At 62.9% G+C, this 19,858-nt stretch carries 19 protein-coding genes and 1 pseudogene; 17 read left to right on the top strand and 3 right to left on the bottom strand.

Translation table 11 applies throughout. The features are described from left to right. Positions 1-101 precede the first annotated feature (101 nt). The gene (locus ABIB06_RS32650; RefSeq protein ID WP_354051840.1) at positions 102-1,697 is read right to left on the bottom strand and encodes an ABC transporter substrate-binding protein; all 1,596 of its coding nucleotides are present in this window, start codon (positions 1,695-1,697) and stop codon (positions 102-104) included. 295 nt (positions 1,698-1,992) lie between these two features. Between ABIB06_RS32650 and ABIB06_RS32645 the strand changes: the two genes are divergently transcribed. Genes ABIB06_RS32645 through ABIB06_RS32620 form a run of 6 tightly spaced genes read left to right on the top strand, consistent with a single transcriptional unit; the run spans position 1,993 to position 9,639 of the window. After that, on the top strand, positions 1,993-2,250 hold the full coding sequence (locus ABIB06_RS32645) for a DUF6489 family protein (protein WP_247441401.1): 258 nt from the start codon (positions 1,993-1,995) through the stop codon (positions 2,248-2,250). Further along, positions 2,250-3,050 (top strand): esterase/lipase family protein, encoded by an 801-nt coding sequence (locus ABIB06_RS32640; protein ID WP_354069852.1) that lies wholly within the window; start codon positions 2,250-2,252, stop codon positions 3,048-3,050. Before ABIB06_RS32645 ends, ABIB06_RS32640 begins: the two co-directional genes overlap by 1 nt. A gap of 45 nt (positions 3,051-3,095) precedes the next feature. Beyond that, positions 3,096-4,646, top strand: coding sequence for a WS/DGAT/MGAT family O-acyltransferase (locus tag ABIB06_RS32635; RefSeq protein WP_247441404.1), 1,551 nt, complete (start codon positions 3,096-3,098; stop codon positions 4,644-4,646). A 10-nt stretch (positions 4,647-4,656) separates the two neighbouring features. Beyond that, a complete protein-coding gene (locus tag ABIB06_RS32630) occupies positions 4,657-5,652 on the top strand; it encodes an alpha/beta fold hydrolase (RefSeq protein ID WP_247441406.1) in 996 nt (331 codons plus the stop codon). Between the two features lie 45 nt (positions 5,653-5,697). Next, a complete protein-coding gene (locus ABIB06_RS32625) occupies positions 5,698-8,934 on the top strand; it encodes a bifunctional cytochrome P450/NADPH--P450 reductase (RefSeq protein ID WP_354051835.1) in 3,237 nt (1,078 codons plus the stop codon). 30 nt (positions 8,935-8,964) lie between these two features. Further along, positions 8,965-9,639 (top strand): spermidine synthase, encoded by a 675-nt coding sequence (locus ABIB06_RS32620; protein WP_354051833.1) that lies wholly within the window; start codon positions 8,965-8,967, stop codon positions 9,637-9,639. A 29-nt stretch (positions 9,640-9,668) separates the two neighbouring features. Here the strand turns inward: ABIB06_RS32620 and ABIB06_RS32615 are convergent. Together ABIB06_RS32615 and ABIB06_RS32610 are read right to left on the bottom strand one after the other, a co-directional pair. Then, a pseudogene (locus ABIB06_RS32615) lies at positions 9,669-9,905 on the bottom strand (nuclear transport factor 2 family protein); the annotation flags it as partial. Between the two features lie 31 nt (positions 9,906-9,936). Further along, positions 9,937-10,851 (bottom strand): alpha/beta fold hydrolase, encoded by a 915-nt coding sequence (locus tag ABIB06_RS32610; RefSeq protein ID WP_247349713.1) that lies wholly within the window; start codon positions 10,849-10,851, stop codon positions 9,937-9,939. A gap of 171 nt (positions 10,852-11,022) precedes the next feature. Between ABIB06_RS32610 and ABIB06_RS32605 the strand changes: the two genes are divergently transcribed. The 11 genes from ABIB06_RS32605 to paaD all read left to right on the top strand — a co-directional run bounded on the left by ABIB06_RS32605 (position 11,023) and on the right by paaD (position 19,856). Then, entirely contained in the window at positions 11,023-11,406 is a 384-nt protein-coding gene (locus ABIB06_RS32605; protein ID WP_354051831.1) for a metal-sensitive transcriptional regulator, read from the top strand. After that, the gene (locus ABIB06_RS32600) at positions 11,403-12,485 is read left to right on the top strand and encodes a PHA/PHB synthase family protein (protein WP_354051829.1); all 1,083 of its coding nucleotides are present in this window, start codon (positions 11,403-11,405) and stop codon (positions 12,483-12,485) included. The genes ABIB06_RS32605 and ABIB06_RS32600 overlap by 4 nt, the downstream gene beginning before the upstream one ends. Next, positions 12,482-13,075 carry a GNAT family N-acetyltransferase gene (locus ABIB06_RS32595; RefSeq protein ID WP_354051827.1) on the top strand — a complete coding sequence of 198 codons (594 nt, stop codon included), beginning with the start codon at positions 12,482-12,484 and terminating at the stop codon, positions 13,073-13,075. The genes ABIB06_RS32600 and ABIB06_RS32595 overlap by 4 nt, the downstream gene beginning before the upstream one ends. 204 nt (positions 13,076-13,279) lie before the next feature. Beyond that, a complete protein-coding gene (locus ABIB06_RS32590; RefSeq protein WP_247349717.1) occupies positions 13,280-13,735 on the top strand; it encodes a phasin in 456 nt (151 codons plus the stop codon). A 167-nt stretch (positions 13,736-13,902) separates the two neighbouring features. After that, the gene (locus ABIB06_RS32585; RefSeq protein WP_247349719.1) at positions 13,903-15,189 is read left to right on the top strand and encodes a DUF445 domain-containing protein; all 1,287 of its coding nucleotides are present in this window, start codon (positions 13,903-13,905) and stop codon (positions 15,187-15,189) included. A gap of 201 nt (positions 15,190-15,390) precedes the next feature. Further along, the gene (locus ABIB06_RS32580) at positions 15,391-16,161 is read left to right on the top strand and encodes an esterase/lipase family protein (RefSeq protein ID WP_354051824.1); all 771 of its coding nucleotides are present in this window, start codon (positions 15,391-15,393) and stop codon (positions 16,159-16,161) included. A 189-nt stretch (positions 16,162-16,350) separates the two neighbouring features. Beyond that, a complete protein-coding gene (gene paaX / locus ABIB06_RS32575; protein ID WP_354069854.1) occupies positions 16,351-17,217 on the top strand; it encodes a phenylacetic acid degradation operon negative regulatory protein PaaX in 867 nt (288 codons plus the stop codon). 75 nt (positions 17,218-17,292) lie between these two features. Continuing rightward, positions 17,293-18,285 carry a 1,2-phenylacetyl-CoA epoxidase subunit PaaA gene (paaA, locus tag ABIB06_RS32570; protein WP_354051820.1) on the top strand — a complete coding sequence of 331 codons (993 nt, stop codon included), beginning with the start codon at positions 17,293-17,295 and terminating at the stop codon, positions 18,283-18,285. A gap of 10 nt (positions 18,286-18,295) precedes the next feature. Beyond that, positions 18,296-18,583 (top strand): 1,2-phenylacetyl-CoA epoxidase subunit PaaB, encoded by a 288-nt coding sequence (paaB, locus tag ABIB06_RS32565; RefSeq protein ID WP_247349725.1) that lies wholly within the window; start codon positions 18,296-18,298, stop codon positions 18,581-18,583. Beyond that, positions 18,583-19,359 carry a 1,2-phenylacetyl-CoA epoxidase subunit PaaC gene (gene paaC / locus ABIB06_RS32560; RefSeq protein WP_354051817.1) on the top strand — a complete coding sequence of 259 codons (777 nt, stop codon included), beginning with the start codon at positions 18,583-18,585 and terminating at the stop codon, positions 19,357-19,359. The genes paaB and paaC overlap by 1 nt, the downstream gene beginning before the upstream one ends. Beyond that, on the top strand, positions 19,353-19,856 hold the full coding sequence (paaD, locus tag ABIB06_RS32555) for a 1,2-phenylacetyl-CoA epoxidase subunit PaaD (protein ID WP_354051815.1): 504 nt from the start codon (positions 19,353-19,355) through the stop codon (positions 19,854-19,856). Before paaC ends, paaD begins: the two co-directional genes overlap by 7 nt. Positions 19,857-19,858 lie beyond the last annotated feature (2 nt).

Genomic DNA, 19,858 nt, shown 5'->3' with positions numbered 1-19,858 from the left:
TTCCACTTTCCTTGAGTGTGCGTCTGGCCGACGTCTTTGTCAGCCGGAAAAGGAAAGGTCCCGGTAGCCTGACGCTGCCGGGACCTCGTGTTCGACTGACGCTATTCCTTCTTGGTCGCCCAGTGGAACATGACCAGATTGTCGGCGCGCTGCGGCAGGTTGACCTTTTTCGATACGCCCCAGGCCAGCGCCTGCTGGTGCAGCGGAATATAGGCCCAGTCCTTGATGCTGATCTCATACGCCTGCTTGATCAGCTGATTGCGTTTGGCGGTGTCGGTTTCGACCAGCACCTTGTCGGTGATGGCGTCGAATTCCTTGTTGCAATAGCCACCAAGATTGGCTTCGCCCCGCGAGGATTTCGCATCGTCGCGGCATCCCATGATGTCGTTCAGCACATTGTGGGAGTCCATCGTGCTCGGCGTCCAACCCAGCATGAAGAACGAGGTCTGGTAACCACCCTGCTTCAGCACCTTGGCGAAGTACTGCGCCTTGGGCTGTGCCAGGAGGTTGATCTTGACGCCGATGCGGGCAAGCATGCCGACGACGGCCTGGCAGATCGCGGCGTCGTTGACGTAGCGGTCGTTCGGACAGTCCATGGTGACCTCGAAGCCGTCAGGGTAGCCGGCCTCGGTCAGGAGCTTCTTGGCGCCGTCAGGATCGAATTTGGGCCGCGTGAACTCCTTGGAGAGTACGAACAGTTCGGGCGCGATCATCAGTGCCGACGGTGTCGACAGTCCCCGCATCACGCGCGTCTTGATCAGCTCGATATCGATCGCCTTGTAGAACGCCTCCCGGACCTTGACGTCCTTGAACGGGTTCTTGCCCTTGATGTTGGAATAGAGCAACTCGTCGCGAACCGTGTCGAATCCGATGAAAATGGTGCGAAGCTCCGGCGCCTTCAGCACCTGGGCATTCGGGCTCGCATCGACGCGGGCAATGTCCTGGATCGGCACCGGCTCGATGACGTCGACCTCGCCCGAAAGCAGCGCAGCGACGCGGGTGGCGTCGGAGGCGATCGGGGTGAAGATGATCTCCTTCAGGTTGCCTTCCATCTTGCCCCAGTAATTGGGGTTGGCCTTGAACACTGTCTTCACGCCGGGCTGATGGCTCTCGATGATGAAGGGACCGGTACCGTTCTCGTGCAGCGAGGCGTAGCTCGGCGAGGTCGCGGACACCGGGGTCGGCTCGACGGCCTTGTTCTCCTCAGCCCACTTCTTGTCCATGATGTACCAGACGTCCCATGCCGAATGCAGGATGGGATTGGGCGAGGGCAGGACGAAATCGACCGTGTAGTCGTCGACCTTGACGACCTTGACGTCGGGCGCCAGGCGGGTCTGCATGTTCGAGTTTTTGTTTCGGACACGATCGGCGGAGAACAGCACGTCGTCGGCGGTGAAGGGGTCGCCGTTGTGGAATTTTACGCCCTTTCGCAAATGGAAGCGCCACCGGGTCGGCTCCGGAGTTTCCCAGCTCTCCGCCAGCGCCGGAATGATCTTGAGGTCCTTGTCGCGCGCGGTGAGGCCCTGATAGACGTGACCGAGATGGGCGTGGGTGGTGGACTCGTTCAGCGAGTAGGGATCAAGCGACTTCAGGTCGCCCTGGTTGGCATAGCGCAGCGTCTGGCTAGACGCCGGCGAAACCGTCAACGCAAGCATCCCGGCAAACGTTGCTGCAAACAGACTACGACCGATTGACATTCTTGACCCTCTCCACGCTGCCGCGCCGTGATTTTTAATTGTTCGGCGGGCGTCCCAATCCATGTTGCCCAGAGTTCTCGACCCGTGCAAGCGCCTTTCCAGCAAGGAACGCGCCAAGTTGCACCGCTGTGCAGCAATGCTGACCGACAATCGGGGGGACGAGGGACGGATTTTGATTGACCATATCCGTCGAACGCGGAAGCCGGCGCCTTGCTGTCCGCCTCAGGTCGCTTGCGTTGCATACCGTGTCGCGGCGATACTATGTGACGCCGCTCGAATCTCATCTGGAGGGGATATGAAAGTTAATATCGAAATCGACTGCACCCCCCTGGAAGCCCGTCAATTCTTCGGACTACCCGACGTGATGCCGATGCAGGCCGCGGTGATGGACAAGTTGCAGCAGCAGATGATGTCCAACATCGATAAGGTTTCGCCGGAATCGCTGATCCAGAGCTGGTTCACCTTCGATCCCAAGATCGCGGAGCGGTTTCAGGACATGTTCGTCACCATGGCCGGTCTCGGCGGCACGCGCAGCAGCGACAAGAAGAAATAATGCCGCCCGTCCCGGACGGGCCGCAGTCCTCAGGCCGGCTTCATCCGCCGGGCCTTGGTCTGCTGCTCGCCGAAGCCCGTGGGTTATTCGAATTCAATGCCAGCCTGCTGTTGTCGCCGGTTCTGATGCGTGCGCCGAAAGGCGATGGCCATCCAGTACTGGCGCTGCCGGGCTTTCTCGTCAGCGACCTCTCGATGGCTCCGATGCGGCGCTATCTCGGTGCGCTCGGCTATGAGGCACATGCCTGGTGGATGGGTCGCAACCTCGGCGGGCTGGGACGGATGCGGGATTTGCTGCGCGCCCGTCTCGCTGCAATCCATGCTGCGAGCGGACGCAAGGTCAGTCTGGTTGGATGGAGTCTCGGCGGCGTCTATGCGCGCGATCTCGCGCTCCAGGCGCCCGACATGGTCCGCAATGTCATCACGCTCGGCAGCCCTTTTGCCAATGACATACGAGCGACCAATGCGACGCGGCTCTACGAGATGATGTCCGGCGAACGGGTGGAGGATTTCGCCGAGCTGCGCGAGGCGATCGCCGGCGATCTGCCGGTGCCGGCAACCTCGGTCTATTCGCGTGCCGACGGCATCGTGAACTGGCGGACCTGCCTGCTACGTCCCTCCGACCGCGCCGAGAACATCGAGGTGCACCTGGCGAGCCATATCGGGCTCGGGGTGAATCCCGCAGCGCTTTGGGTCGTGGCGGACCGTCTTGCGCAACCGGAGGGGGAGTTCTCGCCATTTGACCGGGCAGGGCCGTTTGCCATTGCATATGCCCCGCCGGAACAGGCAGTATCGGCCTGACGAGAAGTGCCGCTAAGGCGCCCGTTAAATACTCGGGAGGGAATTATGGCTGACGGTAAGAAGCTGTCGTCGCTGGACGCATCATTTCTTTATCTGGAAACGCCGGAAATGCCGATGCATGTCGGCAGCATGGCCATCTTTCGCCTGCCGGACGACTACAAAGGCGACTTCTTCGAAGACTTCAAGGCAATGATCGTCTCGCGCCTGCACATCGCGCCGATCCTCAAGGCGCGGCTGGAGAAGGCGCCGCTCGACATCGATCATCCTTCTTGGGTCGAGGACGATCAGTTCGACATCGACCGTCACATCTTCCGGGCCAGCCTGCCGCAGCCGCGCGATCGCGCCACGCTCGAGCGCATCGTCGGCTGGATGCACGCCAAGCTCTTGAACCGCGCCCGCCCGCTCTGGGAGTTCTACGTGTTCGAGGGCATGAAGGACAACGAGGTCGGGCTTTATTCCAAGATGCACCATGCCGCCATTGACGGCGGCGCCGGTGCGGCGCTCACCAACATGATCTACGACATCTCGCCGACCCCCCGGAAGGTCGATCCGCCGACTGCAGGAGCCAAGCCCGGACCGGAGCCGCGCGACATCGCCGCGAACCTGCTCGATTCCTATCAGCAGTTCATCACCCAGCCGCTCGATGCATCGGCGGCCGCGAAGAATTTGCAACTGCCGCGCACCGGCAAGAGCGACATCGGCTCGATCCTGTTCGACAATGCGATGTACCAGATCGAGAGCGCGGTGCGCTTCGCCGGCAACATCCCGACCATGGTCAAGAGCGTCTCCGAGGTGCTCGGCAAGATTTCCGATCCGAAGTCGCGCGAGAGTCTCGCCAGCATGGTGTCGCCGCCGACCATGCTCAACAAATCGATCTCCTCCGAGCGCAGCTTCGCCGGCGTCTCGATCTCGCTGTCGCGATCCAAGGCGCTGGCCAAGCAGGCCGGCGGCAAGCTCAACGACGTGGTGCTGGCGCTCGCGTCCGGTGTGGTCCGGCGCTACCTGAAGGAGCACGGCACCCTGCCGGCGAAATCGCTGACCGCGGCGGTACCGATCTCCTTGCGCGAAGAGGGCAACACCGAGGCCAACAACCAGGTGTTCGGCATGATCTGCTCGATCGCGACCAACATCGAGGATCCCAAGGCGCGGCTGGAAGCCATTATCGCGCAATCGACCAAGTCCAAGGAGATGTCGCATCCGCTGCGGGCGCTGATGCCGCAGATATCCAACATCTCGATGCTGGGCGCGCCGATGATGATGCAGATTCTGGCACTGGTCTACAGCCGCTCGAACCTCTCGGATGTGTTGCCGCCGGCCGCCAACATCACGGTGTCCAACGTACCGGGGCCGCGGCAAACGCTCTACGCCGCGGGCGCCGAGTTGTTGCACATCTTCCCGGTGTCAATCTCGACCCATGGACAGGCTCTCAACATCACTGTGCAGAGCTATCGCGACCAGCTCGATTTCGGCTTCATCGTCGGTGCCAACATCATTCCGCATGTGCAGGTGATGTGCGACATGCTGCCGGAGGAGTTTGCCGCACTCGAAGCGGCCTATGCATCCCCGGTGGCCGACATCAAGGGCGCCGCGGAGTAGGAATGTGTCGATGATTGAAATGCCCCCGCTCAAGTTCGCGCAGACGAACGGAATCCGCATGGGCTATTACGAGGCGGGTCCGGCCGATGACAAGCCGCCGATCGTGCTGTGCCACGGCTGGCCCGAGCTTGCTTTCTCCTGGCGCCACCAGATCAAGGCGCTGAGCGAGGCCGGCATCCGGGTGATCGCGCCGGACCAGCGCGGCTATGGTGCGAGCGACCGGCCCGAGCCTGTCGAAGACTACGACATGGAGCATTTGACCGGCGATCTCGTCGGGCTGCTCGATCATCTGAACATCGATAAGGCGATCTTCGTCGGCCACGACTGGGGCGGCTTCGTCGTCTGGCAGATGCCGCTGCGGCATCCATCGCGCGTGGCCGGTGTGGTCGGCGTCAACACGCCGCATTGGGACCGCGCGCCGATCGATCCGATCACGCTGTTCCGCCAGCGCTTCGGCGACCAGATGTACATCGTCCAGTTCCAGGATCCTGCGCGCGAACCGGACAAGATCTTTGGCAGCCGTGTCGAGCAGACCTTTGACGCCTTCATGCGCAAGCCTTTGGCGCGGCCGGAAGCGAAACCGGCTGAGACGCCGATCGCGGGCGTTGGCGCCTCGTCAAAGACCAATCTGGCGTTCCCGCAGATGATCGCGGCCTATGACGCAAAGCACGATCCGCGTACGCCGATCCTGTCGGCCGACGAGAAGAAAATCTTCGTCGATACCTTCACGAAAACCGGCTTCACCGGCGGCATCAATTGGTATCGCAATTTTACGCGCAACTGGGAGCGGTCGAAGGAGCTCGATCATCACGTGCATGTGCCGTCATTGATGATCATGGCGGAGAACGATGCCGTGCTGCCGCCGTCGGCAGCGGACGGCATGGAGAAGCTGATCGGTGATCTCGAGAAATATCTGGTGAGGGACAGCGGCCATTGGACGCAGCAGGAGAAGCCGGAAGAGGTCAGCGCCAAATTGATCGAATGGCGTAGAAGGCGGTTCGGCTAGCTCGCAACGACGGCGTTGAATACCGAGGCAGGGGAAGCACCTTTAATGTCATCGAAGAACCGTCTGGACCCGATCCCGCAGCCGCCGACCAAGCCGGTGGTCGGCAACATGCTGTCGCTGGATTCGGCGGCTCCGGTGCAGCACCTGACGCGGCTTGCCAAGGAATTAGGCCCGATCTTCTGGCTCGACATGATGGGCTCGCCGATCGTCGTCGTCTCCGGCCACGATCTGGTTGACGAGCTGTCCGACGAGAAGCGCTTCGACAAGGCGGTACGCGGCGCGTTGCGACGCGTGCGCGCGGTCGGTGGTGACGGCCTTTTCACAGCCGACACCAGGGAGCCCAACTGGAGCAAGGCGCACAACATCCTGATCCAGCCGTTCGGCAACCGCGCCATGCAGTCCTACCATCCGAGCATGGTCGACATCGCCGAGCAACTCGTCAGCAAATGGGAGCGGCTCAACGCCGACGACGAGATCGACGTCGTCCACGACATGACGGCGTTGACATTGGACACGATCGGCCTGTGCGGCTTCGAGTACCGCTTCAATTCGTTCTACCGGCGCGACTATCATCCCTTCGTCGAGTCGCTGATGCGCTCGCTCGAAACCATCATGATGACGCGCGGCTTGCCGCTCGAGCAGATATGGATGCAGAAGCGGCGCAAGACTATGGGCGAAGACGTCGCCTTCATGAACAAAATGGTCGACGAGATCATCGCCGAGCGGCGCAAGAACGCGGATGCGATCGACGACAAGAAGGACATGTTGGCTGCGATGATGACCGGCGTCGACCGCTCGACCGGCGAGCAGCTCGACGACGTCAACATCCGTTACCAGATCAACACGTTCCTGATCGCAGGCCACGAGACTACCAGCGGCCTGTTGTCGTGCACGATCTATGCGCTGCTAAAACACCCCGATTTTCTAAAGAAGGCCTATGACGAGGTCGATCGCGTCCTCGGTCCCAATGTCGACGTGCGTCCGACCTATCAACAGGTCACGCAGCTTACCTACATCACCCAGATTTTGAAGGAGTCGCTGCGGTTGTGGCCGCCGGCGCCGGCCTATGGCATCTCGCCGCTGAACGACGAGACCATCGGCGGCGGAAAGTACAAGCTTCGGAAGGGTACGTTCACCACCATCCTGGTGACCGCGCTGCATCGCGATCCCTCGGTCTGGGGTCCGAACCCGGATGCCTTCGATCCAGAGAATTTCAGCCGTGACGCGGAAGCCAAGCGACCGATCAACGCCTGGAAGCCGTTCGGCAACGGCCAGCGGGCGTGCATCGGCCGCGGCTTCGCCATGCACGAGGCCGCGCTCGCGCTCGGCATGATCCTCCAGCGCTTCAAGCTGATCGACCACCAGCGCTACCGGATGCACCTGAAGGAAACGCTGACGATGAAGCCGGAAGGCTTCAAGATCAAGGTCCGTCCGCGCGCCGATCGCGAGCGCGGCGCTTATGGTGGGGCTGTCGCCGCGGCCGCTTCGGCACCGAAGGCACCGCGTCAGCCGACCGCGCGGCTCGGTCACAACACGCCGATGCTGGTGCTCTACGGCTCCAATCTCGGCACTGCGGAGGAGCTCGCGACGCGCATGGCCGACCTTGCCGAGATCAACGGCTTTGCCGTGCATCTCGGGCCTCTCGACGACTATGTCGGCAAGCTGCCGCAGGAGGGCGGCGTGCTGATCATCTGCGCCTCCTATAACGGCGCGCCGCCTGACAATGCGACGCAATTCGTCAAATGGCTCGGTGATGAGCTGCCGAAGGATGCGTTTGCCAATGTGCGCTACGCCGTGTTCGGCTGCGGCAACAGCGACTGGGCTGCGACCTATCAATCGGTGCCGCGCTTCATCGACGAGCGATTGTCGGCGCATGGCGCGCGCGCGGTCTACCCGCGCGGCGAAGGCGATGCGCGCAGCGATCTCGACGGCCAGTTTCAGAAATGGTTCCCGGCGGCCGCCCAGGTGGCGACCAAGGAATTCGGTGTCGACTGGAATTTCGCGCGGACCGCCGAGGACGATCCGCTCTACGCGATCGAGCCGGTCGCGGTGACCGCCCTCAACACCATCGTCGCCCAGGGCGGCGCGGTGGCGATGAAGGTGCTGGTCAACGACGAGCTTCAGAACAAGACCGGGACCAATCCCTCGGAGCGCTCGACGCGCCATATCGAGGTGGAACTGCCGTCCAACGTTTCGTACCGCGTCGGCGATCATCTGAGTGTGGTCCCGCGCAACGATCCGACGCTGGTGGATTCGGTCGCCCGTCGCTTCGGCTTCCTGCCGGCGGACCAGATCAGGCTTCAAGTCGCCGAAGGCCGTCGCGCGCAATTGCCGGTCGGCGATGCCGTGTCGGTCGGTCGCCTGCTCAGCGAGTTCGTCGAGCTCCAGCAAGTGGCGACACGGAAGCAGATCCAGATCATGGCGGAGCACACGCGTTGCCCCGTCACGAAACCAAGACTGCTGGCCTTCGTTGGCGAGGAGGCCGAGCCGCTCGAGCGTTATCGCAGCGAGATTCTGGCAAGGCGAAAATCGGTGTTCGACCTTTTGCTCGAACATCCGGCTTGCGAATTGCCGTTCCATGTCTATCTGGAAATGCTCTCGCTGCTGGCGCCGCGCTATTACTCGATCTCGTCTTCGCCGTCGGTCGATCCGGCGCGTTGCAGCGTCACGATCGGCGTGGTCGAAGGGCCGGCGGCGTCGGGGCGCGGAACCTACAAGGGCATCTGCTCGAACTATCTCACCAACCGACGCGCGGGCGATGCGATCTATGCAACGGTGCGTGAGACCAAGGCCGGCTTCCGGCTCCCGGATGATCCATCCGTGCCGATCATCATGATTGGACCAGGGACGGGACTTGCGCCGTTCCGCGGCTTCCTCCAGGAGCGCGCCGCGCGCAAGGCGAAGGGCAGCGCCCTCGGCCCGTCCCTGCTGTTCTTCGGCTGCCGCCATCCCGATCAGGATTTTCTCTATGCGGACGAGCTGAGGGCGCTGGCCGCAAGCGGCATCACCGAGCTGTTCACGGCATTCTCGCGCGCGGATGGACCAAAGACCTATGTCCAGCACGTCCTCGCCGCGCAGAAGGACAAGGTCTGGCCGCTGATCGAGCAGGGCGCGATCGTCTATGTCTGCGGCGACGGCAGCAAGATGGAGCCCGACGTGAAGGCGGCGCTGGTCGCGATCCATCGCGAGAAGAGCGGCAGCGATGCCGCCATGGCTGCGCGCTGGATCGACGACTTGGGCGCGAAGAACCGCTATGTGCTCGACGTCTGGGCGGGTGGGTGATTGTTCGTCCGATCGTGCTAAAGCTCTCGCATGATTCCCTGGGAAAAGATCGACACCGCCAAAATCCCCGGCTCCGAGGAAGAGCTTCGCCTGATGCGGCGAGGCAAGGAATTTTCCATCAAGCTCGGCATCAACGAGTTGATGAACAACCGCCTGTCGGGCTCGGAAGCCGCGCTCGCGACGCTTGCGGCGAAGCAGATCGAGACGGTGGCAAAGCCTGTCATGCTCATCGGCGGACTGGGAATGGGTTTTACGCTGCGTGCGGCGCTCACCGTGCTCGGAGCTAAGGCGAAGATCGTGGTCTCCGAGCTCGTGCCGGCGGTGGTCACCTGGGCACGCGGTCCGATGGCTGAGGTGTTCGGCGACAGTCTCGATGATCCCAGGGTGAGCGTCCGGGAAACCGACGTCGGCGAAATCATCCGGGCACAGCGGTCGGCCTTCGACGCCATTCTCCTCGACGTCGATAACGGCCCGGAAGGGCTGACCCGGAAGGGCAATAATGCGCTCTACAATGCGGGTGGGTTGAAGGCGACCAGAACCGCGCTGCGGCCGGGAGGTGTGCTCGCCGTCTGGTCGTCCGGACCCAACCCGGCCTTCACCAAGCGGCTTGGCAGCGCTGGCTTCGACGTCAACGAGGTCAACATCCGCGCCACCGGCAGAGGCGGCGGCGCGCGCCACGTGATCTGGATCGCGAAGAAGAATTAGGCCGCCTGCGCAGCTACCAGTTCGATCCGTCAGAACATCGTGTTGCTGTTCGCGGGAGTCTCGGGAATAGCCTGAACGACGTCCCAGTGTTCGACGATCTTGCCGTTCTCCAGCTTGAAGATGTCGACGATCGCGTTGCCCCTGGTGCCGGGCTCGCGAACCGCGTGAACGTGCAGGATGACGTAGTCGCCATCCACGAAGCTGCGCTTGATGTCGCTGTGGGAGTTGGGGAATTTCTCGCGCAGGAGGCCGATGAATTTTCGGAAGCTCACCGCGAGGAGACCGTATGCGTCGGGTCTATGCCGCCCGCGTTGCCGCGCCATGTGCATGCTTGTCGATGGCGCCGATGATCTCCGGCCAGAAGCGCATCGGCAGCGCGTGGCCCATGCCGTCGATCATCAACAGCTTTGCGCCAGGAATTGACTCTGCCGTATCCTTGCCGCCCTCGGGGCGGACCAGCGGATCGACGGTGCCATGGATGACGAGTGTCGGCGTCTTGACGCCATGCAGTCGCTCCTTGCGGCTGCCGGAGGCAAGCACCGCGCGGAGCTGCCGGCCGACGCCGGCCGGATTGAGCCCGCGCGCGAACACGCGTTCGGCACGACCGGGATCGAGCGCCTCTTCCTCCGGAAAGGACCCGGCCCGCAACACGTTCCAGGTCTGGCCGTAGCGCACGATGAACTCCTCCTTGCTGCGCGGCGGCGGCGCCATCAGCATCGCGGCGGCCTCGCGCGTCGGTGGTGGGACGCGCGGATTACCTGTCGTCGACATGATCGACGTCAGCGATCGCACGCGCTCGGAAAACGACAGCGTCACCTCCTGCGCGATCATGCCGCCCATTGAGGCGCCGACCAGATGCGCCGACTTGATGCCGAGCGCATCCATTAGCCCGATCGTGTCCTTGGCCATGTCGATCAGCCTGTAGGTGGCGGCAACGGGAATCCTGAGGAAGCGGAGCTTCAACAGCTCGAGCGGCGTCAGGCGCTTGCCGCCAGTGAGATGGCTCGACTTGCCGATGTCGCGATTGTCGAAGCGGATCACGCGAAAGCCATGCCCAGCGAGCTGCTCGCAGAACGCATCGTCCCAATGGATCATCTGGGCGCCTAACCCCATGATCAGCAGCAGCGGCTCGGCATTATCGTTGCCGAAAATCTCGTAACAAATGTCGATGCCGTTGGCGCGGACGGTTTGCGACGGCTGTTGGGCGTTCACGGGTGCATTCCCCTGGCTTTTGATCAATGCTGTATCGCACGGTTTCCCGTCGGGATGAAGACGCGTGCGCGACACCGCACCCGCTGCTTGCCGGTTGACCGGCACCTCGCAACGGTGTGGTATGGCGAAAAAAGGAAGGGCGTCGAAGCTCTCGATTTCAGGAGGACGCCGATGACCGACAAGACCAACAACCCCGTTGCCATGTGGCAGAAGATGGTGGGCGAGATGGAGAAGGGGATCAACTCCTTCGCCAATCAGGCCATGTCGTCGCCCGAGTTTTCGCAAGCCATGAACCGGGCCGGCGGCGTTGCTGCAGGTGCTCAGAAGCAGCTCGGTGAGCTCATGGAGAAATACCTGGTCTCCATGAATCTGCCGAGCCGGGAGCAGGTCACGAGTCTTGCGGAACGGCTGCAGTCCATCGAAGGACAGATCGGTGAGATCAAGTCGATGCTGAGCCAGATGGCGGCAAGTTCCGGCGCGTCTCATGGCTTCGATCCAGCATTGCGGCCGCCGCGCACCAAGCGCCCGCCGTCCGAGGGCGGAGAGCACACATGAATGCACCCACCGGACTTGATTTCGCATCGATCCCGGAGCGCATCCAGTCCGAGGTGCAGCGCGCGATCCAGCGCAGCATCAAGGGTGTGGAATATTTCTCGACCTCCGGTCCGACGCTCGGCTCGACTCCGAAGGACGTGCTGCATTCGCGCGGCACGATGAGCCTCTACCATTATCGGCCGATGTCCGACGAGATCTATCGAATTCCGATCTTGATCGTGATGGCGACCACTAATCGCGGTTACATTCTCGACCTCGTGCCCGGCCAGAGTTTCATCGAGTTTCTCTTGAAGCGCGGCTACGACGTCTACATGCTCGACTGGAGCGCGCCGCGGCCGGAGGAGAAGGGCCTGCGAATGGAGGACTATGTCCTCGACTTCATCCCGGACTGCATCCGCCGCGTGCAGCAGGATTCCGGCGAACAGGACGTCTCCGTGATTGGCTATTGCTTCGGCGGGGTGCTGTCGTTGCTCTACGGCTCGATCTACAGGGGCGGGCCGATGAAGAATTTGATCTGCTTCACCACGCCCATCGACTTCCGCGAGATGAAGCTGTTCGCGAACTTCTCCGACCGGCGCTATTTCGACGTCGACCGCCTGGTCGACAGCGTCGGCAACGTGCCGCCGGAGATGATCCTGTCGTCGTTCGAGATGCTGCGCCCGGCCTCGCGCACGGTGAGCCAGATCCAGCTCTGGGAGAACATCTGGAACGACGAGTTCGTCAAGTCCTACCGGATGTTCGACCGTTGGGCGACCGACACGCTACCGCTGGCGGGGGAATATTTCCGCACCATCACCAAGGACCTGATGTGGGACAACAAGCTGTTCAACGACACCATGTCGGTCGGCGGCCGTGCTGCGAAGCTCGAGGACATCAAGGTGCCGTTCCTGCATGCGGTCGCCGAGCATGACCACATCGTGCCGTATGAGGCCGCAAAACACCTGATCGCCAAGATTGGATCCGAGGACAAGGAAGAGGTGATGCTGAAAGGCGGTCATGTCTCCCTCGTCGCCGGCGCCAATGCGGTGAAGCGGCTGTGGCCGAAACTGGATTCCTGGCTGGGGAAGAGATCGACATGAGTGAGCAACGTTCTTATCCGCGTCGCGTCAACACGGATGCCGGCGATATCGAGATCCGCCTGATGTCGCCGACGGATGAGGCTGCGGTGCTCGCCTTCGGCAAGGGCCTGCCGTCTCACGATCTCCTTTTCCTGCCGCGTAACATCAGTGAGCCAAAGGTGCTGTCGGCCTGGGTCAAGGAGATCGAGCGCGGTGCGATCACGAGCTTGCTGGCGGTCAGGGGCGGCACGGTCGTCGGCTGCGGTACGTTGGTGCGCGACCCACATTCCTGGTCGCCCCATGTCGGTGAAATCCGCATGGTGGTCTCGCCCGACGTCCGCGGAAAGGGGGTGGGGAAGGCGCTGTCGCAGGAGACTTTTGCGCTCGCGCTCGGCGCCAGCCTCGAAAAGCTGTCTGTCCAGATGACCGTCGACCAGCAGGCGGCCATCGCGCTGTTCGAGAGCCTCGGCTTCAAGGCCGAGGCGCTGTTGCGCGACCATGTCCGGGACGTCGACGGTAAGACCCACGACATTGTCGTGCTCGGTCATAACATCGCGCAGGTCCAGGCCCAGATGGAGGCCTATGGGCTGCCTGGCGCCGTCCAGCATTGAGCGCCCTTGGGGCGGCTGTCCGGGAACCGGATGGTTACGGAGGCCGCATAATGCCTCCTATCAAAGCCATTCACGGTTTCGTGATATCGCGGTGCAGCATTAATGTTGCATTGCACCATTAGCTATGGCACATAAGCCATGCCCCGGGCCAATGCGGACGGGGTGAGCCCATAGCTCAAAACAAATGAGGATGGAGAGACCCCAATGACCACTGAAACCAACACTGCTTTCGAGGGCTTCAAGGACGCTTTCAAGAACATCCAGAACCTGGAAGTTCCCGAGGCCGCCCGCGAGTTCGTCAAGAAGTCTGCCAACACCGCCAAGGACCGTGCTGCCGAGGTGTTCGCTGGCTCCGAGCGCGTGACCGCCGCCGTCGAGAACGCGGTGACTGAATCCGTCACCGAGGCCGGCAAGATCAGCCGCAATATCCAGCAGGCGATCTATGACGACGCCCAGGCGTTCTTCGCCGGTATCGACAAGCTCGCCTCCGCCAAGTCGTTCAGCGAAGCCGTCGAGATCCAGTCGGGACTGCTCCGCTCGCGCGGCGAAGTGTTCGTCTCGCGCGCCAAGGCGACCACCGACTATCTCGGCAAGCTTGCGGCCAACGGTGCGAAGTCCGCTCAGGACAATTTTGCCAAGGTCTACAACAAGACCGCCTGATCTGCCTGAGACGAGAAACTGAATTTGAGGCCCGCTTCGGCGGGCCTTTGTTTTTTTGCGCTGCCGTCATTGCGAGGAGCGAAGCGACGAAGCAATCCAGAGTCTTTCCGTGGAAAGATTCTGGATTGCTTCGCTTCGCTCGCAATGACGAGTACTGTGATGCAGTTATGTCCTCACTCGCTACCTTTTCTTTTGATACTCCCGGCGACGCAGAACGCGCGGCGGAGCTGCGTCGCATCAAGGCACTGGCGACGCTGGTGCTGGCGTCGACGCTCGCTCTGTTCGTCGTCGCGAAATGGCTTCTCCCCGTGCATCCCGTGTTCGGATTCATCGCTGCATTCGCGGAAGCCGCGACCATCGGCGGGCTCGCGGACTGGTATGCAGTGGTGGCGCTGTTCAGGCGGCCGCTCGGCCTGCCGATCCCGCACACCGCGATCATCCAGAGCAACCAGGCCCGCATCGCCGACAAGCTGGGCGAATTCATCGAGGTGCATTTCCTCGAGGTTGGTCCCGTCGAGGCCAAGCTGAAGGAGATCGATTTCGGCTCCTTTGTCGCCGACTGGCTCCGCGACCGCAAGCGAAGCGACGATCTCGCGCGCTTCGCGCTCCGCCTGTTGCCGGAGGCCGTCTCCGCGACCGAGAGCTCCGGTCTGATGACCTTCATCATCCGCCGCATGTCCTCGCAGCTCCAGGCAATCGACCTGGCGCCGCTCGCGGCCGGCACGTTGCGCGGCTTTGTTGCGGAGGGACGCCATCAGATCCTGTTCGACGATCTCCTGCGCGTGATGCACGAGACGCTGAACCAGACGGAGACGATGGCGATGATCCGCGAGAAGGTGCGCGCGGAATTGCCGACCTTGCTCAGGCTTTATCGCGCCGACAAATTTCTGGTGAACAAGATCGTGGCTTCCGCTACCGCCTTCTTCGATGAGGTGCGCGCCGATCCCAAGCACCCGTTCCGCGGCGAGTTCGACCGCATGGTACTGACCTTCGTCGACCGGCTCGGCACTGACCAAGCCTATGTCGATCGCATCGCCGGCCTGAAGCGCGATCTGCTCGCGCGGCCCGAGCTTGCTGATCTGGCCCGCACTGTGTGGGCCAACACGCGCTCTTTCATCGAACGCAGCGCGAGCGGCGAGACACAGGTGTTGCAGCATCATCTTGCCGGCATGTGTGTCGCGGCGGGCGAAGCGCTCGCCGGCGATGCCGAGCTGCGCGGCGAGATCAACAAGGGTCTGGTGGCGGTGCTGCGCAGTTTCGTCGCAGACCAGAAGAGCGGGGTTTCGACCTTCATTTCCGACCAGGTCAAGTCGTGGGACATGGCGCAGCTGATTTCGCTGATCGAAATCAACATCGGCCGCGACCTGCAATACATCCGCTTCAACGGCTCGCTGATCGGCGGGCTCGCGGGACTTGCACTTTACTCCGTGGAATCCCTGCTTCGATTGTTGTGACTTTTGCGTCACGAACGTTAGCATTAACGCGCGGGCCTATTGTGACCCCGCGTCTCTCCCGATTGAATGTCGGGAACCGGCTGCCTAGCTGATTCATGTTGCGCTGCGGAACGATCGAGAAGCCGGCGTGTTGGAATCCCATACCCATTTGCCGGCACGCCACCGGTAGCCTTTTCAGCAATTCTTCCCAGGGGACCATTGATGACCGCTACTGCCCAGACGCTGAGTCCGCCGTCTCGCACCCTGATGTTCCTGGAAGGGCGCGCGATCCACGAGTTCGGCGCATTTCTCGGCGCGCTTCCGCTGCTCAGCCTCGCCCCGCGCGGCGATGGGCATCCGGTGCTGGTGCTGCCCGGCCTCGTGGCCACCGACGCGTCCACGCGCGCGCTCCGCACGTTTCTGTCGGGCAAGGACTATGCGGTGAGCGGCTGGCGCCAAGGCCGCAATTACGGCCTGCGCGAGGGCGTGCAGCACGCGATGGTGGATCTGGTCCGGGAGCTCAGTGACACGCATGGCCGCAAGATCAGCCTGGTCGGCTGGAGCCTCGGCGGTCTCTATGCGCGCCAGCTCGCCAAGATGATGCCCGACCGCGTGCGCCAGGTGATCACGCTCGGCAGCCCCTTTGCCGGCGATCCCCGTTCGACCAATGCCTGGCGCGTCTATGAATGGGCGAGCGGTCGGAAGTCCGACGAGGTCGATCCGCAGTTCGGCGGCGATCTCGCCGTTGCGCCGCCGGTGCCGACCACCGCGATCTTCAGCCGCACCGATGGTGTCTGCGCCTGGCAGGGCTGCATGGAGAAGATGGGCGCCCAGACCGAAAGCATCGAGATCGAGAGCAGCCATTGCGGCATGGGCCATCACCCGGCTGCGGTCTATGCCGTCGCCGACCGCCTCGCGCAGAAGGAAGGCAACTGGCGGCCCTTCGACCGCAGCGGCTGGCGCAGCCTGGTCTATCCCGATCCGCATCGGTAAGCGGCCTGCATGGTTCGAGACGCGCGGCTTCGTCGCGCTCCTCATCACGAGGATTTAAAGCAAGCGAAGCGATTAGACCTCATCCTGAGGCGGCGCGCAGCGCCGTCTCGAAGGATCGAGCCCGGCTCTCGCTTCCATTGTCGCACCCGTCCATTGTCGCGCCCGCACCAAACGCGCTATGCCTCGCGCATGGCGTATCCTTTGTCCCGCATCATCGACCAGCTCAAGCGCGAGCCGTCGCGCACCGGCTCCATCGTCATCACCGTGTTCGGTGACGCCATCGTGCCGCGTGGCGGCTCGGTATGGCTCGGCACGCTGCTGGAATTCCTCGAAAGTCTGGATATCGACAGCGGCGTGGTGCGAACCGCGATGTCGCGGCTTGCCGCCGACGGTTGGCTGACGCGCGAAAAGGTCGGCCGCAACAGTTTTTATCGCTTGGCCGACAAAGGCCGCCAGATCTTCGAAGCCGCCACGCGCCACATCTACGATCCGCCCCCGTCCGACTGGACCGGACGTTTCGAACTGCTCCTGATCGGCAATGGCTGGGATCGCAACGCCTCGCGCGAGGCGCTCCGCAATGCCGGCTTCGGTAGTCCGCTGCCGGGCGTGTGGGTCGCGCCGTCGGGCGTGCCGGTGCCGGACGAAGCCGCCGGCGCGATCCGCCTTGAAGTCTCCGCCGAGGATGACAGTGGTCGGCGCCTGCTCAGTGCGAGCTGGCCGCTGGACCGCACCGCGGACGCCTATCTCAAGTTCATGAAGACGTTCGAGCCGCTGCGCGCCGCGATTGCGCGCGGCACGGAGCTGTCCGAGGCCGACGCGTTTACCGCGCGCATCCTCCTGATCCACTATTACCGCCGCGTCGTGCTGCGCGATCCGCTGCTGCCCGAAAGTCTGCTTCCGGCAGACTGGCCGGGCAAGGCTGCCCGCGCGCTGTGCGGCGAGATCTATCGCGCGCTGCTTGCTGCATCAGAACAATGGCTTGATGGTCATGGAACCAATGAAAAGGGGCCATTGCCGCCGGCGCGAAAACTCCTGGAAAGGAGGTTCGAGGCTTGATCTTTATGTTACAGAAATACCTTGCATGAGATAATTCTTGTTATATATTGCCTCCCAATAAACGGGAGGATGCGCATGTATACCCAGGCGCTGAACACGACCGAGACCGATGATCGCGGTCTTGAGGACGCGGCCAAGGCTGCGCAGTTCCAGGCGCGCATCGATGCCGAGGAGCGCATCGAGCCGAACGACTGGATGCCGGTGGCCTATCGCAAGACGCTCACCCGCCAGATCTCCCAGCACGCCCATTCCGAAATCGTCGGCATGCTGCCCGAGGGCAACTGGATCACGCGCGCGCCGTCCTTGCGCCGCAAGGCCGCGCTGCTTGCCAAGGTGCAGGACGAGTGCGGCCACGGGCTCTATCTCTATGCCGCCGCCGAGACGCTCGGCACTTCGCGTGAAGAGCTGGTCGACGCCATGCTCGCGGGCAAGGCAAAATATTCCTCGATCTTCAACTATCCGACGCTGACCTGGGCCGACATCGGCATCATCGGCTGGCTGGTCGACGGCGCCGCGATCATGAATCAGATCCCGCTGTGTCGTTGCTCCTACGGCCCCTACGCGCGCGCGATGATCCGCGTCTGCAAGGAGGAGTCGTTCCACCAGCGCCAGGGTTATGAGATCGTGCTGACGCTGTGCCGCGGCTCGGACGAGCAGAAGGCGATGGCGCAGGAAGCGCTGAACCGCTGGTGGTGGCCGGTGCTGATGATGTTCGGCCCGCCCGATGCCACGAGCCAGCACAGCGACACCTCGACGAAATGGAAGATCAAGCGCTTCTCCAATGACGAGCTGCGCCAGAAATTCGTCGATGCCACCGTGCCGCAGGCGCAATATCTCGGCCTCGCCATTCCCGATCCCGGCATGATTCAGGATGCGGACGGGCACTGGCGCTACAGCGAGATCGACTGGACCGAGTTCAAGCAGGTGCTCGCCGGCAACGGCCCCTGCAACCGCGATCGGCTCGCCGCACGCCGCAAGGCGCATGACGAGGGCGCCTGGGTGCGCGAGGCGGCAGCCGCCTACGCCGCAAAGCGCGCGCGCCGTCAGACTGCACAAGCCGCGGAATAGGGAGATCGCGATGGCCACGCCGAACACGCCGCTGTGGGAAGTCTTCATTCGCAGCCGCAACGGGCTCGCACACAAGCATGTCGGCTCGCTGCACGCGAGCGACACGACCATGGCCTTGCAGGCCGCGCGCGATATCTACACCCGTCGCGGCGAGGGTCTTTCGATTTGGGTCGTGCCGTCGACCGCGATCACCGCGAGCGATCCCGCCGAGAAGGGCATGATGTTCGAGCCTGCGGAATCGAAGATCTACCGCCACCCGACGTTCTACGAGGTGCCCGACGAAGTGGGACACATGTGATGCCCGTTGCGAACATCCAGGTCTCGGAGACACCGCTGGTGCTCTATGCCTTGCGCCGCGCCGACGATGCGCTGATCCTTGGGCATCGCCTCTCGGAATGGTGCGGACATGCGCCGATGCTGGAAGAGGACATGGCGCTCTCCAATATCGCGCTCGATCTCCTCGGCCAGGCGCGCGAGCTCTATACCTACGCCGCCAAGGCCGAAGGCAAGGACAACGACGAGGACAAACTCGCCTACCTGCGCGATGTCAGGCAATACCGCAATCTGCTGCTGGTCGAGCAGCCCAATGGCGGTTTTGCCCACACCCTGGTGCGGCAGTTCTTCTATTCCGCCTTCGCCGATCTCTACTGGCGGGCGATGATGACCTCGCGCGACACGACGCTTGCAGCGATTGCCGCCAAGTCCGAAAAGGAGAGCGCCTATCACCTTCGCCATGCCTCGGAGTGGATCATCCGGCTCGGCGACGGCACGGACGAAAGCCAGGCCCGCGCGCAGGGCGCGATCGATCATCTCTGGGCGTTTACCGGCGAGATGTTTGCGGTCGATGAAGGCGAACGCGCCCTGATCCATGCCGATATCGCCATCGATCCGGGAAGCTTGCGCGGTCGCTGGCTGACGACGCTGTCGGGTGTCGTCAGTGAAGCCATGCTTGAGCTGCCGCGGACCGACTGGATGCAGCAAGGCGGCCGTTCCGGGCGGCACAGCGAGCATCTTGGCCATCTTCTGTCCGAGCTGCAGTCGATGCAGCGCACTTTCCCGGGGCAGACATGGTGACGGTGCTGGAGCGCGACAGCGAACTGCGCAAACGCGCCTGGGACGCCGTGGCCAGCGTGGTCGATCCCGAAATTCCGGTGCTGACGATCGCCGATCTCGGTGTGCTCCGCGATGTCGTTCTCGACGGCGATCACGTCGAGGTCGCGATCACGCCGACCTATTCGGGTTGCCCGGCCATGAACATGATCGCACTGGAAATCGAGATCGCGCTGGAGCGCGCTGGTTTCCGCGGTCCAAAGGTCCGCACCGTGCTGTCGCCGGCCTGGACCACCGACTGGATGAGCGAGGAGGGCCGCCGGAAGCTTCACGCCTACGGCATCGCGCCGCCGCAAGCCTCCAGTTCACGACGCGCGCTGTTCGGCGAGCAGGCCGTTGCGTGCCCGCAATGCGGCTCGACGAATACCGAGCTGCTGTCCGAATTCGGCTCGACCTCCTGCAAGGCGCTGTGGCGCTGCAAGGCCTGCCGCGAACCCTTCGATTATTTCAAGTGTCATTGACC

The organism is Bradyrhizobium sp. LB8.2 (assembly GCF_040548035.1).
GTDB lineage: Bacteria > Pseudomonadota > Alphaproteobacteria > Rhizobiales > Xanthobacteraceae > Bradyrhizobium.
The sequence above is the reverse complement of the archived record's forward strand: the minus strand, read 5'-3'. Positions and strand labels throughout refer to the sequence as shown.